Origin of the sequence: Paenarthrobacter sp. YJN-5, from assembly GCF_015040095.1 — a bacterium.
GTDB lineage: Bacteria > Actinomycetota > Actinomycetes > Actinomycetales > Micrococcaceae > Arthrobacter > Arthrobacter ureafaciens.
The window spans coordinates 3889600-3904679 of record NZ_CP053544.1; the positions used below are offsets into that span (position 1 = coordinate 3889600).

Here is a 15080-nt window from a genome sequence, read left to right on the forward strand (position 1 = left end):
ACATCACGACCGTCAATGGTGGTTATCACCAAGGTCGATCTGCGCGCATCCCACAACGACGAGGAGAGACAGTGTCATACTCGATCCAGCTCTACACGGTCCGAAAGGCCCTGGAAGAGGATCTTGCTGGAACCATCCACCGTTTGGCTGACATCGGGTTCACCATGGTGGAGCCCTACCGGTTCGTTGCCAAGGCAGCGGAGCTCAAGAAAGCACTTGCCGAGAACAACCTGACCGCCCCCTCCGGGCACGCTCCCCTGCTGAGCGATGACCAGGACGCCATCTTCGAAGCGGCGCAGCAGCTGGGAATCGGCACAGTGATCGATCCGCACGTTCCGATCGAGCGCTGGAACAGCATCGAGGACATCAAGGCCACCGCCGAACAGCTCAACGCCGCCGCGGCCAAGGGGGCTGAATACGGCGTGCGCGTGGGCTACCACAACCACTGGTGGGAAGTTGAGTCCGTCATTGACGGAAAGACAGCCATTGAACACCTTGCCGACAACCTCGCTCCCGAGGTTGTCCTGGAACTGGACACGTACTGGGCCGCGGTTGGTGGACAGGATCCGGCCGAACTCCTGGCCCGGCTCGGTGACCGTGTGAAGTTCATCCACATCAAGGACGGTCCCGTCACCTCCGATCCCTCCAGTCAACTGGCAGTCGGCGACGGCAAGATGCCCATCTGGGACGTCCTGGCCGCAGCAGGTTCCCTGGAAGCCGGCGTCGTTGAACTCGACGACTTCCAGGGCGACATGTTCGAGGCTGTCCGCGACAGCTACAACTACCTCAGCGCAGGAAAGGTCTCCGCATGAGCCACGCCGCAGGAGCAGCGTTCGGTCCACTGGGTTCGGGCCCCGTGGGTGTCGGCATCATCGGTGCCGGTGTCATCAGCAAGCAGTACTTGGACAACCTCACCAGTTTTCCCGACGTGCGGGTCCTCGCCATCGGCGACTTGTTCGAGGAAGCTGCGGCAGCCCGGGCCGCCGAGTACGGCATCCCCACCCACGGAGGCGTGGACGCAGTCCTCGGCCATCCGGAGGTTGAAATCGTCATCAACCTGACCATTCCTGCTGCCCACGTTGAGGTCGCTACGCTCGCCGTCAACGCCGGCAAACATGTGTGGAGCGAGAAGCCCTTCTCCCTGGACCGGGAAAGCGGCCTTGGCCTGCTGAAGCTGGCAGACGCTGCCGGTGTCCGCTTGGGCTGCGCTCCGGATACCTTCCTTGGGGCCGGGCTGCAGACTGCACGGCGGATGATCGAGCGCGGAGACATCGGCACCCCGCTTACTGCCCTGACCCTCATGCAGTCACCCGGCCCGGAGTCATGGCACCCGAACCCCGCGTTCCTGTTCCAGGACGGCGCCGGGCCCCTCTTCGACATCGGCCCTTACTACCTCACAACGCTGGTGCAGACTTTCGGCAGCATCCGCCGCGTGGCCGCTTTCGGATCCAAGTCCCGCGAATCGCGCATCATCGGTTCCGGACCCAAGGCCGGGGAAGCCTTCGACGTCACGGTTCCCACTCATGTCAGCTCCATTCTGGAGTTCGAGGGCGGCGAGTCGGCCCAAAGCATTTTCAGCTTCGACTCCCCCCTGAAGCGCGCCGGGTTCGTCGAGATCACGGGCACCGAAGCCACCATCGCGTTCCCGGACCCGAACATGTTCGACGGCGACGTCAGGATTTGCACCCTTGGCTCTGACGACTGGACGGTAGTGCCCTCCGTGGGTTCCACCGCCAGCCGCGGTGCGGGAGTTTTGGAAATGGCCCGGGCAATCCGCGAGGGCCGTCCCCACCGCGCCCAGGGTGAACTCGCGTTCCACATCCTGGACACCATGGCTTCCATCTCGGAGTCGATCGATAACCGCGCCTTTGTGGATGTGGAAAGTTCCGCAGCCAAGGTACCGGCCCTCCCCGAGGACTGGGACCCCACCGCAGCAACCCTTTCGGCCTGACCCATCTTTCAGGCAACTCGACGACGAGAAAACCGGAGCAACAATGAAGAATCCCTTGAAAGTCCTATCGGCGCTGACGGCCACGGCCGCGCTCGCGCTGGGCATGACCGCGTGTGGCGGCGGAGACAATACGCAGGCCTCTTCCGACACGATCACGTACTGGGCGTCTGACCAGGGCAACAGCCTTGACGACACCGCAGCCAAACTGAAGCCCACCCTTGACCGCTTCACGGAGAAGACGGGCGTCAAGGTCAAGCTGGAAGTCATCGGCTGGACCGACCTCTACAACCGCATCCTGACCGCTGTCACCAGCGGGGACGGCCCGGATGTCCTGAACATCGGCAACACGTGGGCAGTGACGCTGCAGGAGACGGGCGCGTTCGAACCGGTGGAAGGTGAACTCCTGGACGCTATCGGCGGCAAGGACCGCTTCCTGCAGACCAGCTGGTCTACCGGTGGAGCCGAGGGCAAGACGCCCACTTCCATCCCGCTCTACGGCTTGGCGTACAACATGTACTACAACACGAAGATGTTCCAGGAAGCAGGCATTGAAAAGCCCCCTGCAACCTGGGAAGAGTTCGTCGCAGACGCCAAGAAGCTGACCAAGGACACCAACGGTGACGGCAAGCCGGACCAGTGGGGCTTCACCGCCGCCGGCGCATCCGTTTCCGCCAACTCCCACCAGGCCTTTATCCGCGGCCTGCAGAACGGCGGCACGCTCTTCGACAAGGACGGCAAGCCGACGTTCGACAGCGATCCGCAGGTGGCTGGTGTCAAGCAGTGGGTGGACCTGATGGCAGTGGACAAGGTGATGTCGCCGTCGGACGCCGAACTTAGCCAGGGCGCCCAGAAGGTGGACAACCTCATCAACGGCAAAGCAGCCATGATGTTCGACCAGAGCCCGCTGAAGAACTTCGCCGCACGCGACTTCAAGGACTGGGGCGTAGCCCCGGTCCCCATGATGACCGCCGACGCGACGGGCGACCGCGCCACCCAAAGCCACGTGGCCGGTATCAACCTGAGCGTGTTCAAGAACAGCAAGAACAAGGCGAACGCCATCAAGCTCGCCGCGTTCCTCACCAGCGATGAGGAGCAGGTTGCCCTGAACAAGGCATACTCCTCCCTCCCGGTGGTGACCGAAGCCTCCAAGGACGCTGCGTTCCAGACCGAGGAGGTCAAGGCCAAGAACGATGCCCTGGCCAACCACTCCCTGCCCATGCCGCTGATCGCGAAGGAAGGGCAGATGGAGACCCTCACGGGTACCGCGATCAAGAACCTCTTTGCCAAGGCAGCAACCGGAACTGTTTCCGAAGACGACATCAAGGCGGCCCTGAAGGACGCCAATAACCAGATGGCCGCGGCCCAGTAACGACGCCTCGCGGGCGGGGGCACCACTGCCGGTGGTGCCCCCGCTCCGGCAAAGGAGTTTCGATGTCCCACTCAACGCTGGACAGCGGCAAGACCGCTGCAGGCAGCACCAACGCTGCCAATCCTGAGCCCGGCGGGCCAGCCACCGCCGCGCCTGCGCCCCGGAAGCGGCGCCGTTCCTTCCTCCCCTACGGCCTGATCGCCCCGGCCGCCCTCCTTGAACTCCTGATCCACATCGGCCCCATGCTCCTGGGTGTTTGGATCGCTTTCATTTCCCTGACCCAGCTGAACCTGACCAACTGGCTCAACGCACCGTTCGTCGGCCTGCAGAACTTCATCAACGGCCTGAACCCGGAAAGCACCATTGGGCAGGCCTTCTTCAGCACCGTGGGCCGCACCCTGGTCTACACCATCCTGGTGGTTGGTTTTGCCTGGGTTCTGGGCATGGCCGGCGCCGTTTTCCTTTCCTCCAACTTCAAGGGCCGCGCCATCCTGCGGACCTTCTTCCTGGTCCCCTACGCCCTTCCCGCGTACGTCGGAACCATTGCCTGGGCCTTCATGTTCAACCAGCGTGACGGTGCCGTGAACCAGATCCTGGTGGACACCCTCCATCTCTTCGGCGACGAACGCCCCTTCTGGCTTCTCGGCGAGAACTCCTTCGGCGCCATGGTGATCGTCAACGTCTGGCAGCTGTGGCCGTTCGCGTTCCTGATGCTCATGGCCGCCCTGCAAAATGTTCCGAACGACGTCTACGAGGCAGCAGCCATTGACGGCGCAACCCTGTGGCAGCAGTTCCGCACCATCACCCTGCCCATGGTGCGCCCGGCCAACGGCGTGCTCCTGATGGTGATGTCGTTGTGGACCTTCAACCAGTTCAACATTCCGTTCGTCCTCTTCGGCGCCACATCACCGAAGGAAGCCACGCTCATCTCGCCGTTGATCTACCAGAACTCGTTCGGCAGCTGGAACTTCGGCCTCGGCGGAGCAATGAGCGTCCTGCTGCTGATCGCCCTGTTCATCGCTTCTGTCTTCTACATCCGCATGGTGCTGCCCAAGGGGGCCGACAATGATTGAGACCCGCAACTTCCGGATCCTGAGGAACGTGGTCCTGACCATCCTGTCCCTCTGGGTGGCCGTACCCCTGTTCGTGGTGGTATCCACCTCCTTGAAGCCCCTGAAGGACGTTTCCGGTCTTTTCCAGTGGATTCCCCGCGAGATCACGCTTGCTCCGTACTTTGACATCTGGACTACCGTGCCCCTGGCCAAGTACTTCCAGAACAGCCTCATCATCACCGTTGCCGCCACGGCGTTCTCCGTGACCGTCGCTGTGCTGGCGGCCTACGCGATCGCGAGGTTGCCGTTCAAGGGCAAGCGCGTTTTCAGCCTCACCGTCCTGTCGACCCAGATGTTCCCCGGCATCCTGTTCCTGCTCCCGCTGTACCTGATCTTCACCCAGATCCGGAACATCACCGGACTGCAGCTCCAGGGTTCCTACCTCGGGCTGATCATCACCTACATGACGTTCACCTTGCCGTTCGCCATCTGGATGCTCAGCGGGTACTTCGCTTCCATTCCCAAAGAATTGGAGGAAGCATCCATGATCGATGGCACGGGACGGATGGGCGCGCTCTTCCGCGTCATCCTTCCGGTGGCCAAGCCGGGCATCATCGCGGTCGCGGTCTACTCATTCATTTCGGCATGGGGCGAAGTCCTGTTCGCCTCGGTCCTGACCAATGAGGCCACCAAGACCCTGTCCCTAGGTTTGAAGGCCTATGCCAGCGAATCCGATGTGTTCTGGAACCAGCTCATGGCCGCATCGGTTGTGGTCAGCCTGCCGGTCCTCATCGGATTCATCCTGGTTCAGCGGCACCTGGTGGCCGGCCTCTCAGCGGGCGCCGTCAAGTAGAACCTACCGTTTCCGGGGCCGGGAACCCTCCCGGCCATCCGGCCCTTCTTTAGGAGCATCACAATGAACACGGCGCATACGCCAGCGCTGTCGCAGGACAGCAGCACCGCCCGCCCCCTCGGCGTGGCAGCCATCGGTTACGCCTTCATGGGGAAGGCCCACTCGAATGCATGGCGGAATGTGGCCAGTTTCTTCGACGTCCCGGCCTTCGAGCAGAAAGTCCTCGTAGGCCGGGACGCCACCCAGGTGGCTGAAGCCGCCGCCAAGTACGGCTGGGCCGAATCGGCAACGGATTGGCGTGAAGTCATTGAGCGGGACGATATCCACATCGTCGATATCTGCGCTCCCGGCTGGATGCACGCCGAAATCGCCGTCGCCGCCCTGGAGGCCGGGAAGCACGTGCTGGTGGAAAAGCCTTTGGCCAACACCCTGGCCGAGGCCGAGCTCATGACCGCAGCGGCTGCGAAGGCCCGGACCAAAGGCGTCCAGTCGATGATCGGATTCAACTACCGACGCGTTCCCGCCCTGGCCCTTGCCCGCGAGCTGATAGCGGAGGGCCGCCTCGGCACCATCCGCCACATCCGCGCCGCGTACCTCCAAGATTGGCTCAGCGACGCCCAATCCCCCATGACCTGGCGGCTCCGCAAGGAGACGGCGGGCTCGGGGGCACTCGGGGACATCGCCTCCCACGCCATCGACCAGGTCCTTTTCCTCCTCGGCGACGCCGTCACAGAGGTCACGGGCCGCCTGCACACGTTCGTTGACCACCGCCCCGGACCTGACGGGCCGGAAGAAGTAACGGTCGACGACGCCGCTTGGGCCACGCTGACCCTCACCTCCGGAGCAATCGCCTCGGTGGAGGTATCCCGGGTTGCCACTGGCCAGAAGAACTCCCTGAAGCTGGAAATCTACGGCGACAAGGGCACCATCCTGTTCGACCTCGAAGCCCTCAACGAGCTCGGCTTCCTGGACGCCACCGTTCCCGTGCGGGAACAGGGTTTCCGGCGCATCCTGGTCAACGAACCCGAACACCCGTACCTTGAGGCATGGTGGCCACAAGGGCACATCATCGGGTGGGAACACACCTTCACCCACCAGGTCCGCGATTTCCTCCTGGCCATCCAGGACGGAACCCAGCCGTCGCCGTCGTTCGAGGAGGGCCTGAACGTCCAGCACGTCCTGGCCGCCATCGAAGAGTCCGCAGCCGCCAAAAGCTCATTGATCCAACTGTCCAGCACCACCGAACCAGCACCAACCACCGAAGGAGCCTGACCATGCCCCGCCCGTTCACCCTGTTCACCGGCCAGTGGGCCGATCTCCCCTTCGAGGAAGTCGCCAAACTCGCCTCCGGCTGGGGCTACGACGGCCTCGAAATCGCCGTCTCCGGGGACCACCTGGACGCCTGGCGCTGGGACGAACCCGGCTACGTCGACGCCAAACTCGAAATCCTGGACAAGTACAACCTCAAGGTCTGGGCCATCTCCAACCACCTCAAAGGCCAGGCCGTCTGCGATGACCCCATCGACTTCCGCCACCAGGCCATCGTCGGCGCCAAAGTCTGGGGCGACGGCGACCCCGAAGGCGTCCGGCAACGCGCCGCCGAAGAAATGAAACACACCGCCCGCCTCGCCAAAGCACTCGGCGTGGACACCGTCGTCGGCTTCACCGGCTCCTCCATCTGGCAATACGTCGCCATGTTCCCGCCCGTCCCCGAAAAAGTCATCGACGCCGGCTACCAGGACTTCGCCGACCGCTGGAACCCCATCCTGGACGTCTTCGACGAAAACGGCGTCCGATTCGCCCACGAAGTCCACCCCTCCGAAATCGCCTACGACTACTGGACCACCGTCCGAACCCTCGAAGCGATCGGCCACCGCGAAGCGTTCGGCCTGAACTGGGACCCCTCCCACATGATGTGGCAAGGCATCGACCCCGTCTCCTTCATCTGGGACTTCAAAGACCGGATCTACCACGTGGACTGCAAAGACACCAAGGTCCGCCAAACCGGCCGGAACACTGTCCTGGGCTCCCACCTGCCCTGGGGCGACCCCCGCCGCGGCTGGGACTTCGTCTCCGCCGGACGCGGCGACGTGCCCTGGGAAGCGTCCTTCCGCGCCCTGTCCGCGATCGGCTACAACGGACCCATCTCCGTTGAATGGGAAGACGCCGGCATGGACCGCCTCCACGGCGCCCCCGAAGCCCTCGCCGCACTCAAGAAGTTCGACTTCCCTGCCTCGCAAACCTCTTTCGACGCAGCGTTCAACCAAGGCTAGGAAGAGAGGGGCGGGGGCCTTTCAGCGTTATTCGAATGTGGTGACAGCGCTGGCGTGGACTTCGCCGGTTGCCTGATCGACGTCGAAACGTCGCAGTGTTCCCCGCCCGACGGCCTCGGCGGCCATCTGCGCCAGCTTGAGTGCGTTGGCGGCGCAGATGGAAGAGGTGTCTGTCTGGTAGCAGTGTTCGATGACGGCGTCCGGCACGAACCTGCCACCCATGGCCGGATCGTTCAGCCGGCCCGTCCACCATCGTTGCCGGGCTCGTTCAATGGCACTGGCCCGGTGGGTTTCTACATCGACTACATCGACTTCCTCGTACCGGGACAGGTACAGCTCATCGATGTACTGGGCGGGCAACTTCTCCCAAGATAGAGTGCCGTCGAGGATGACATTCTCGCCTGCAGCCAAAGCAAGTTGCCGCACCAAATTAGTTGTCCTGGTCGAGATGACGTGCACGTGGGAGGCCACCTCCCGTACTCCCACCGGCCCTCCGTCAGGCAGGGTGTAGTTGAGTCGATAGCTCAGCAGCCCGTGGCGCTCGGCCTCGTCAAGGATCATGTCCTTGGCATCGTCAGGGTCTATCAAACGGAAACCACGCAGGTCCAGTGTCTTCAACGCTTCGGTCTTGCCTGCACCGGGCGGACCGGCGGCTATGACGACGGCGCGGCCACCCGCCACCACGTCCTGCTGTCGGCCCATGAACGTCCTCGCCAGACGGACCCCTGCGGCGTCGTCAAAGTAGGCCAGCAGCAAGGGTGGGGCTTTCTCCAGGTCATTACCCGGTGCGTAGAGCTCGGTCAGTGCGGCATGAACGGTGTCCCTGTCAGCGGCCAACGGCCGCCCTGACCTCATTGAACTCGGACTCGGTCAAGAGTTCCTGGGCATAGGCGCCCACCACCTGGTCCCACGTTCCGGGGATCCGCCCTTCGTCCGGGTAGGGAGCCTCCTCGCCATCGGTGTAACTGATCGATTTCAGCTTCTCGATCAGCTCCCTGCGTGGCGTGTCGTACGCGAAGGCGCGCAGAATGAGCTCTTCAGGTTGGTCGGAAGAGAGAATGTCCGGGCGTCGTTCAATGGCCTTGAGCATGCGATGGACCTTGGCCTGGCTGGTCACCAGAACTTCCGCGATGTCTCGCTGATTCATCCCCCGGGAGGACGCGTTCTGCACGGCCCGCAACTCATCGAGCAGATCCACCCGCTGGCGCGCCTGGCGCTGTAACGCCCCGCGATGCAGAGCCGCAATGTGGTTGTCCATGACGATCATGATTGCTCCCTTTCATCACTTGGAGTCTACGTCCTTGATTCACAATGAATCAAGGACGTAGACCAAGCAGCAAGGGGTGCCTCATGCGCCCTATTCCACAGTGACCATGACTGAGGGCCAGCCGGAGGCTCCATCCGGTACGGGATCGGCGCGTTTGTCTGTCTGCACTTCGCCGGTGCCGTCCGTCGCGCGGGCTCTGACATAGTGGTTGCCGGGCGTTGCGTCCCACTCGTACGACCACTGCCGCCACGTGATGGTGGACGCTTCGTCCGACAGCGTGGCTTCCACCCAGTCGCCGTCGTCTATCTGCACCTCCACTTTGGTGATGCCCCGGGTTTGGGCCCAGGCGGTGCCACCGACAGCGACCTTCCCGGCCGGCAGTTTCGCAAAGGACGCCGGGACGTCCACCCTCGCCATGGTCTTGATGGGTCCACGCTCGGACCAGCCCCGCTCGGTCCAGTAGGCCTTGCTGTCTGCGAAGCGGGTGACTTCCAGGTCGACGACCCACTTGGTTGCGGAGACAAAGCCGTACAGTCCCGGAACCACCATCCGCACGGGATAGCCGTGCTCAAGAGGCAGGGGTTCGCCGTTCATGCCGATGGCCAGCATTGCATCCCGGTCATCATCCTGCAGGACTTCCAACGGAGTGGAGGCGCTGAACCCGTCAATGGAGCGGGACAGGACCATGTCCGCGCCCTCCTTCGGGCGGGCTTTGGCCAGGACATCGCGCAGGGGCATGCCCAGCCATTTCGCGTTACCGACCAATTTTCCGCCCACCGGGTTGGAGACGCAGGTGAGCGTGACGTGCGATTCGATCAGCTCCGCGTCGAGCAGGTCCTGGAAAGTCAGCGTGACCTCCTCTTCGACCATCCCATGGACCCGGAGTTCCCAGTCCTCGACGTTGATCTCGGGAACGCTCAAGGCTGTATCGATCCGGTAGAAATCCTTGTTTGGCGTCAACCATGGCAACACACCCTTCACCGGCGCCTGGACATTCGCCGGTACGGGGGCAGCTGGCTTGGAGGGCACAGGAAGCCTTAGTGCATCCCGGGCCTGGGCGATGTTATTCCGGGCAGTGCTCAGCAACCGGCCACCGGTAGCAGCGATACCGGCCGCCGCCGCCGTCACACCGGCAGCGGCAAAGAAACGACGGCGGCTGGTGACGCGGCCGCCGTCGGGAGTGCCGGCGTCGATTGCCATATCGGCCGGGATTTCCGGCCAAACCTTCAACCGCCACACCGGCAGGAGAAGCAGGCGCAGGACCGCCAGTCCGGCAAAAGTTCCTGCAATGGATGGGATAGCGTCCGCGGGTTGGACCCCGGCCCGCGTCAGGACACAGGCGACGATCACGGCACCCATGAACAGCACGCCCAGGACCCCCAACGCCCACTTCCGGTAGGCAACCACACCCAGCACACACGCCAGAACCGCAATAGTCAGGCCCATCCCAACCAAAAGGGCGGCCTTGTCATTGGTACCGAAGGTTGCGATCGCGAAATCCTTCAACCACGACGGCGTGAAATCAATAAAGGTGGCCCCCAGAGCGAACAACGGCGTTGCCCTGGCCGTGAAGAACGCACCGACCAACTCCGCGACTGCCAGAACAACCGCGGCCGATACCACCCCTGCCAACGCGGCCATACCTTTGGCATCCCGGATCCTGCGCCTGTTCCTAGTCATGTATAGAGATTCGGAGCAGTCGGGCGCTCGGATCGGTGTACAACCCAGCCAGTGACCCGTCATCAGAATTATCTACGGCAAGAAAGGCCATATTCGCTGGCAGACCAGGCCCACCTTCCCAGCTAACCAGCCAACACAACAGCCCCGAGGCCCAGGGCCGCAATCAACGCCCACGCGAACAGAGCCATGACCAAGGACCGCGGTCCGGCGTTCAGGAGCTCGCGCACGCGCACCGAGGAACCCAGGCCGAAGAGGGCTGCTCCAAGGGCGATCTCCTGCGCCAGGTTTCCGAAGTCCAGCACCGCCGGCGAAGCCCAGCCGAGGCTGCGGACGGCGATCATGGCCAGGAAGCCCACCACGAACAGGGGGACGATCGGCGGGAACGTGCCCGCATGGTCCGCTGCAGCGGCCGTTGCCCGCCGCCGTCGTCGTTCAAACAGACCTGCGGTGGCGACGATCGGAGCCAGCAGGACCACCCTGGACAATTTGATGACCACCGCGGCGCTGAGTGCAACAGCACCGGCCGTCTGGGACGCAGCCACCACCTGTCCCACATCGTGAACCGATGCACCAACCCAGCGGCCAAACGTCACGGCATCCAAGCCCAGGGGGTGCATGAGCAACGGAAGCGTGCCGATGGCCAAGGTGCCGCACAGGGTTACGAGGGCCACGGGCAGCACCGTGTCCTGGTGCTTCGTTCCCCGGACCGCTGCCATGGCACCGATGGCCGAGGCACCGCAAATAGAGAATCCCGTGGCGATGAGAAGAGGTGCGTCGCCGGGGAGCTTGAAGAGCTTGCCCAAGGCGTACGTACCCGCGAAAGAGAGCAGTACCACCGCGACGATGAGCGCAAAGGACTGCCAGCCGAGGGCCGCGATGTCCCCGAGGCTGAGCTTCAGGCCCAGGAGGACGATGCCGGCACGCATCAAGTGCTTGCCCGCGAATCGAAGGCCGGGTTGCCAGGATCCGCCAACCCATCCCGAGACGTCGGGCAGGTTTGCCGCTGCGATGCCGAGGACCACCGCCAGTGTCATGGCGGGCAGTGACGGCAGTAAGGCGTGGATGCCGAACGCCAGGGCCAAGGCCACGACGCACGCGGCCACCCCGGGCGCCAGGGAAAGGACAGGCCCACGACGCCGGCCGCCACGTCCGCCGCGCGCGCCCCACCCGGGGGTCGCAGGGGCTTCCGATGCGGCGGAGGTCCGCGGCCGTGTTGTGCTCATGGTTCCACCATCCCCCGAATCCCCTCCCAGCGGTAGACGCCTTTCCGGCCTGAACTCATGCGCAATTGACATGACCTGAAGGCTGCACATATCTTCCAAGCATGAGCAGCCGCCCGGACCTGACCGCGTTGGAGATCCTCGTCCTGGTGGCAGAGACCGGCTCGTTGGGGGCTGCGGCAAGGCGCGTTGGCATGGCCCAGCCGAACGCCAGCAGGGCCCTCGCCCGGCTGGAACGCCAACTCGGGCTCACCCTGGTGGTACGGACTCCCGCGGGTTCCCGCGTAACCAACGAGGGCGAGGTGGTCACGGCGTGGGCCCGCGAGACGCTGGGTGCCATGGATCGGATGATCCTCGGTGCCCGGTCACTGGCAGCGGAGCAGGCCGCCCACCTCACGGTCGCTGCCAGCCTGACTATCGCCGAGTACCTCGCCCCGCGCTGGATGGCACGCTTTCGCAGGGCACACACTGATCTGCACGTGAGCCTGGCGGTGGGCAATTCGGGGGAAGTCCTTGAGCAACTGGCTACACGGAAAATCCCTTTGGGCTTCGTGGAAACTCCCGTACTGCCGCGGAGCGTTGCCTCCACCACGGTGGCCCGTGACGAGCTGGTTGTGGTGGTCGGTACAAGCCATCCGTGGGCGCGGCGACGCACCCCCGCGGAGCCCGGCGAGCTGATCGCCGCGGAGTTGGTGCTTCGCGAGATCGGCTCCGGAACCCGCGACACCCTGGTCCGGGCACTTGAACGGTCGGGCACTCCGTTGGCCGAGGCGAGCATGGAGCTTGCCAGCACGGTGGCGGTCAAAGCGGCGGCCATTGAAGGTTCGGCGGTGGCTGTGTTGAGCGAACTGGCGGTGACGGCGGAGCTTGCCACCGGCCAACTCGTGGCAGTGCCCGTCCAAGGGCTGGACCTCTCCCGTTCACTGCGGGCTGTCTGGCTGCCCGAGCGACGCCCGGAGGGGACGGCCGCGGAGTTGATCCGCATCGCCAAGGCGAGCAAGTAGAAGCACTCAACGCCCCTTGAGCACGTAGCGCCTTTCCGGACGTCCGACGCCGTACTTCAGCTTCACGTCAACGGCGCCGGCATCGTGGAGGTACTCAAGATAACGCCGCGCGCTCACCCGCGATGTGCCCAGTTCTTCTGCGACTTCGGCGGCTGACAGATCCCCGGAAGCCGCCTTCAGTGTTTCCTCCACCCGTTCCAGGGTCTCCACGCTGCACCCCTTGGGCAGCGTCCGCTCGGAGGTTCCCAGCCCAAAAACCCTGTTGACGTCAGATTGCTCAGCTTCGGCTTTTGAAGAATCCAGGCCGTGGTACGCGTGCAGGTAATGCTCGAGCCGCTCCTGGAGGTCGGCCTGGGAGAAGGGCTTGATGAGGTAGTGGACAATGCCGCCGCGGAGGGCCTTGCGCACCGTTTCCACTTCGCGGGCTGCACTGATGACCAGGACGTCCAGGTCCGGAGCCACCTCCCGTAGCCTGTGCATGAGGTCAAGTCCGTTGGCGTCGGGCAAGTGGATATCCAGCAGCACAAGGTCCGGTTGCAACCGTTGTGTCTCCAGCACGGCCTGCGCGCCCGTATGCGCCACTCCCAAAACGGCAAATCCCGGAGTCCTTTGGATGAAGCCGGCATGCACTTTGGCCACCATGAAGTCGTCATCGACAATCAGGACCTTGATCACGGGCGTACTGCCTCCTTCATGAAACGCGCAGCGAACACGGCACCGTTATGGTTCGATACCGACAGATCGCCGCCGCTGCGCCTGCAAATAACCCGGGAGATGGCCAAGCCGAAACCCCGGGAATCCCCGGGCCCTGGCTCCTTGGTGGAGAAGCCCTGCGAGAAGATCTGTTCGGCATCGCCGTCGGGAATCCCGGGACCATTGTCCCGGACGGTGACCCTGACCTCGTCACCGGACTCGACCACCAAGACGCTGACCGTTGCCCCGGGGAGTCCGGTGACGGCGTCGAACGCGTTGTCCACCAGATTCCCGACCACAGTAGTGAGGTCCCGGGAAAGTTCGTCCGCTACGCGCGGCAGCGCGGATCCCGGATCAAGCTGCAGTTCCACCCCGCGCTCCGTAGCGAGGCTGGACTTGGCAATCAACAAGGCCGCGAGCGCCGGGTCCTGGATCCTGCTGGTCACTTCATCGTTGAGCCTGGTGCGGTCCACGGTGGCGCCGTTGACGAACTGGATCACGGATTCGTATTCCTCCAGCTGAAGCAGCCCGGAGATGACATGGAGCTGGTTGGCGAACTCGTGGGCCTGGGCACGGAGCGTGTTGGTTACCGTCCGGGTTGCCCCCAGCTCGCGCTCCAAGGAGGACATTTCCGTCCGGTCCCTGAGCGTCGTGACCGAACCCATGTCCCTTCCGCGGGAGGTCAGCGCAACCCTGTTCATGACCACCAGCCGATCGCCCACCAGAACCAACTGGTCCGGGTCCGCCTGGTCCCTGGCCAGCACCACTTTGAGCGCCGGGTCAACGGGCAGCGAAGCGAGGCGCTGTCCGACGCAATCGTCGGGAAGCCCCAGGAGTTGCCGGGCGCTCTGGTTGGCCACCGTGATCCGCCCGTGGGGATCCAAAGCGACCACACCCTCTTTCAGGCCTTGCAGCATGGCCTCCCGGTTTTCCACGAGTCCGGTGATCTCGCGTGGTTCCATGCCCAGGGTCTGCCGCTTGACGCGCCGGGACAACAAGAGCGAACCCGCAACGCCGAGGATGCTGGCAACGCCGAGGTAGGTCAGGAGGTTGGGCGCGGCGTCGCCGAGTCTTTCCAGGGTTGAGGGGTAGTTACGGCTGATGGAGGCTATGCCGATCATTTCACCGGAATCATCCAGGACCGGTACGTGGGCGGAAAGGACCGGGCCGGTGCTCCCGGCGAGGACTCCCGTCCAGGCCCGGCCTTCCTTCACCCGGCTGTCGCCAAGGGGCAGGATTTTGCCTACCAACCCGGGATCGGAGGCGGTGACCACCGTTCCGTCCAGTTTCGCGAGGGCAACCTGGCCCGAGCCGGAGACTGTCCGCACCGACTCGGCGACGGCCGGAAGGGCGGAACCGGCGCGCGGTTCCGCCGTCGGGAGCAGTTCACGGACGGTGGGGTTGTTCCCCAGCGCTTCGGCAGCCGACAGGGCCCTGCGCCCCTCGGTGCGCTCGAAGGCGGCGGCGGATTCAGCCAGCGATATAGCCGCGACGGCCACCAGCACGGCGAGCACGATCAACAGCTGCAGCAAAAGGTACTGTCCGGCGAGGGACATGCCTCTTCTTCGAGCCAGTCGAGTCACTGCTTGATCCTTTGGGTGATTTCCAGATTTGCCGGATGCCGATGGGCTTCGATGCGTTCACGGGCTGTCCGCCATGGAGTACCGGAACTATACCCTTGAGCGGGTCTTTTTGCCTCTTACTGCGTGAACGCAATG

Annotated in this window: 14 protein-coding genes; 8 read left to right on the forward strand and 6 right to left on the reverse strand. The window is 64.0% G+C overall.

Annotation, left to right across the window (positions count from 1 at the left end):
• The first annotated feature begins 71 nt into the window (after positions 1-71).
• The 7 genes from HMI59_RS17970 (at position 72) to HMI59_RS18000 (ending at position 7498) form a co-directional block, all read left to right on the forward strand.
• The gene (locus HMI59_RS17970; RefSeq protein WP_166185875.1) at positions 72-812 is read left to right on the forward strand and encodes a sugar phosphate isomerase/epimerase; all 741 of its coding nucleotides are present in this window, start codon (positions 72-74) and stop codon (positions 810-812) included.
• Positions 809-1951 carry a Gfo/Idh/MocA family protein gene (locus tag HMI59_RS17975; RefSeq protein WP_193592083.1) on the forward strand — a complete coding sequence of 381 codons (1143 nt, stop codon included), beginning with the start codon at positions 809-811 and terminating at the stop codon, positions 1949-1951. The genes HMI59_RS17970 and HMI59_RS17975 overlap by 4 nt, the downstream gene beginning before the upstream one ends.
• Before the next feature lie 43 nt (positions 1952-1994).
• Positions 1995-3320, forward strand: coding sequence for a sugar ABC transporter substrate-binding protein (locus HMI59_RS17980; RefSeq protein ID WP_193592084.1), 1326 nt, complete (start codon positions 1995-1997; stop codon positions 3318-3320).
• Between the two features lie 62 nt (positions 3321-3382).
• Positions 3383-4393 (forward strand): carbohydrate ABC transporter permease, encoded by a 1011-nt coding sequence (locus HMI59_RS17985; RefSeq protein WP_193592085.1) that lies wholly within the window; start codon positions 3383-3385, stop codon positions 4391-4393.
• Positions 4386-5225, forward strand: a complete 840-nt coding sequence (locus HMI59_RS17990) for a carbohydrate ABC transporter permease (RefSeq protein WP_193592086.1) — start codon at positions 4386-4388, stop codon at positions 5223-5225. The genes HMI59_RS17985 and HMI59_RS17990 overlap by 8 nt, the downstream gene beginning before the upstream one ends.
• 63 nt (positions 5226-5288) lie before the next feature.
• A complete protein-coding gene (locus HMI59_RS17995) occupies positions 5289-6497 on the forward strand; it encodes a Gfo/Idh/MocA family protein (protein ID WP_193592087.1) in 1209 nt (402 codons plus the stop codon).
• Between the two features lie 2 nt (positions 6498-6499).
• Positions 6500-7498: a sugar phosphate isomerase/epimerase gene (locus tag HMI59_RS18000; RefSeq protein WP_166185869.1), complete on the forward strand. Its 999-nt coding sequence runs from the start codon at positions 6500-6502 to the stop codon at positions 7496-7498.
• A gap of 27 nt (positions 7499-7525) precedes the next feature.
• Here the strand turns inward: HMI59_RS18000 and HMI59_RS18005 are convergent, their stop codons facing one another.
• The 4 genes from HMI59_RS18005 to HMI59_RS18020 all read right to left on the reverse strand — a co-directional run bounded on the left by HMI59_RS18005 (position 7526) and on the right by HMI59_RS18020 (position 11668).
• The gene (locus HMI59_RS18005) at positions 7526-8335 is read right to left on the reverse strand and encodes a zeta toxin family protein (protein ID WP_193592088.1); all 810 of its coding nucleotides are present in this window, start codon (positions 8333-8335) and stop codon (positions 7526-7528) included.
• Entirely contained in the window at positions 8325-8765 is a 441-nt protein-coding gene (locus HMI59_RS18010) for a hypothetical protein (protein WP_193592089.1), read from the reverse strand. The genes HMI59_RS18005 and HMI59_RS18010 overlap by 11 nt, the downstream gene beginning before the upstream one ends.
• Positions 8766-8855: 90 nt before the next feature.
• Positions 8856-10445, reverse strand: coding sequence for a molybdopterin-dependent oxidoreductase (locus HMI59_RS18015; protein WP_227471441.1), 1590 nt, complete (start codon positions 10443-10445; stop codon positions 8856-8858).
• A 122-nt stretch (positions 10446-10567) separates the two neighbouring features.
• On the reverse strand, positions 10568-11668 hold the full coding sequence (locus tag HMI59_RS18020; protein ID WP_193592090.1) for a YeiH family protein: 1101 nt from the start codon (positions 11666-11668) through the stop codon (positions 10568-10570).
• 101 nt (positions 11669-11769) lie between these two features.
• Here HMI59_RS18020 and HMI59_RS18025 point away from each other — a divergent pair, with 101 nt between their 5' ends.
• Positions 11770-12669: a LysR family transcriptional regulator gene (locus tag HMI59_RS18025; RefSeq protein WP_193592091.1), complete on the forward strand. Its 900-nt coding sequence runs from the start codon at positions 11770-11772 to the stop codon at positions 12667-12669.
• 6 nt (positions 12670-12675) lie between these two features.
• Here the strand turns inward: HMI59_RS18025 and HMI59_RS18030 are convergent, their stop codons facing one another.
• Together HMI59_RS18030 and HMI59_RS18035 are read right to left on the reverse strand one after the other, a co-directional pair.
• On the reverse strand, positions 12676-13344 hold the full coding sequence (locus HMI59_RS18030; protein WP_021471628.1) for a response regulator: 669 nt from the start codon (positions 13342-13344) through the stop codon (positions 12676-12678).
• On the reverse strand, positions 13341-14918 hold the full coding sequence (locus HMI59_RS18035) for a sensor histidine kinase (protein WP_193592092.1): 1578 nt from the start codon (positions 14916-14918) through the stop codon (positions 13341-13343). The genes HMI59_RS18030 and HMI59_RS18035 overlap by 4 nt, the downstream gene beginning before the upstream one ends.
• Positions 14919-15080: the final 162 nt, after the last annotated feature.

Bases quoted from the DNA above. Each gene is read 5' to 3' on its own strand.
- HMI59_RS17975 (WP_193592083.1), top strand. From the start codon at position 809: ATGAGCCACGCCGCAGGAGCAGCGTTCGGTCCACTGGGTTCGGGCCCC.
- HMI59_RS17980 (WP_193592084.1), top strand. From the start codon at position 1,995: ATGAAGAATCCCTTGAAAGTCCTATCGGCGCTGACGGCCACGGCCGCG.
- HMI59_RS18025 (WP_193592091.1), top strand. From the start codon at position 11,770: ATGAGCAGCCGCCCGGACCTGACCGCGTTGGAGATCCTCGTCCTGGTG.
- HMI59_RS18015 (WP_227471441.1), bottom strand. From the start codon at position 10,445: ATGACTAGGAACAGGCGCAGGATCCGGGATGCCAAAGGTATGGCCGCG.
- HMI59_RS17990 (WP_193592086.1), top strand. From the start codon at position 4,386: ATGATTGAGACCCGCAACTTCCGGATCCTGAGGAACGTGGTCCTGACC.
- HMI59_RS18010 (WP_193592089.1), bottom strand. From the start codon at position 8,765: ATGATCGTCATGGACAACCACATTGCGGCTCTGCATCGCGGGGCGTTA.
- HMI59_RS18000 (WP_166185869.1), top strand. From the start codon at position 6,500: ATGCCCCGCCCGTTCACCCTGTTCACCGGCCAGTGGGCCGATCTCCCC.
- HMI59_RS18035 (WP_193592092.1), bottom strand. From the start codon at position 14,918: ATGTCCCTCGCCGGACAGTACCTTTTGCTGCAGCTGTTGATCGTGCTC.
- HMI59_RS17985 (WP_193592085.1), top strand. From the start codon at position 3,383: ATGTCCCACTCAACGCTGGACAGCGGCAAGACCGCTGCAGGCAGCACC.
- HMI59_RS18020 (WP_193592090.1), bottom strand. From the start codon at position 11,668: ATGAGCACAACACGGCCGCGGACCTCCGCCGCATCGGAAGCCCCTGCG.
- HMI59_RS17995 (WP_193592087.1), top strand. From the start codon at position 5,289: ATGAACACGGCGCATACGCCAGCGCTGTCGCAGGACAGCAGCACCGCC.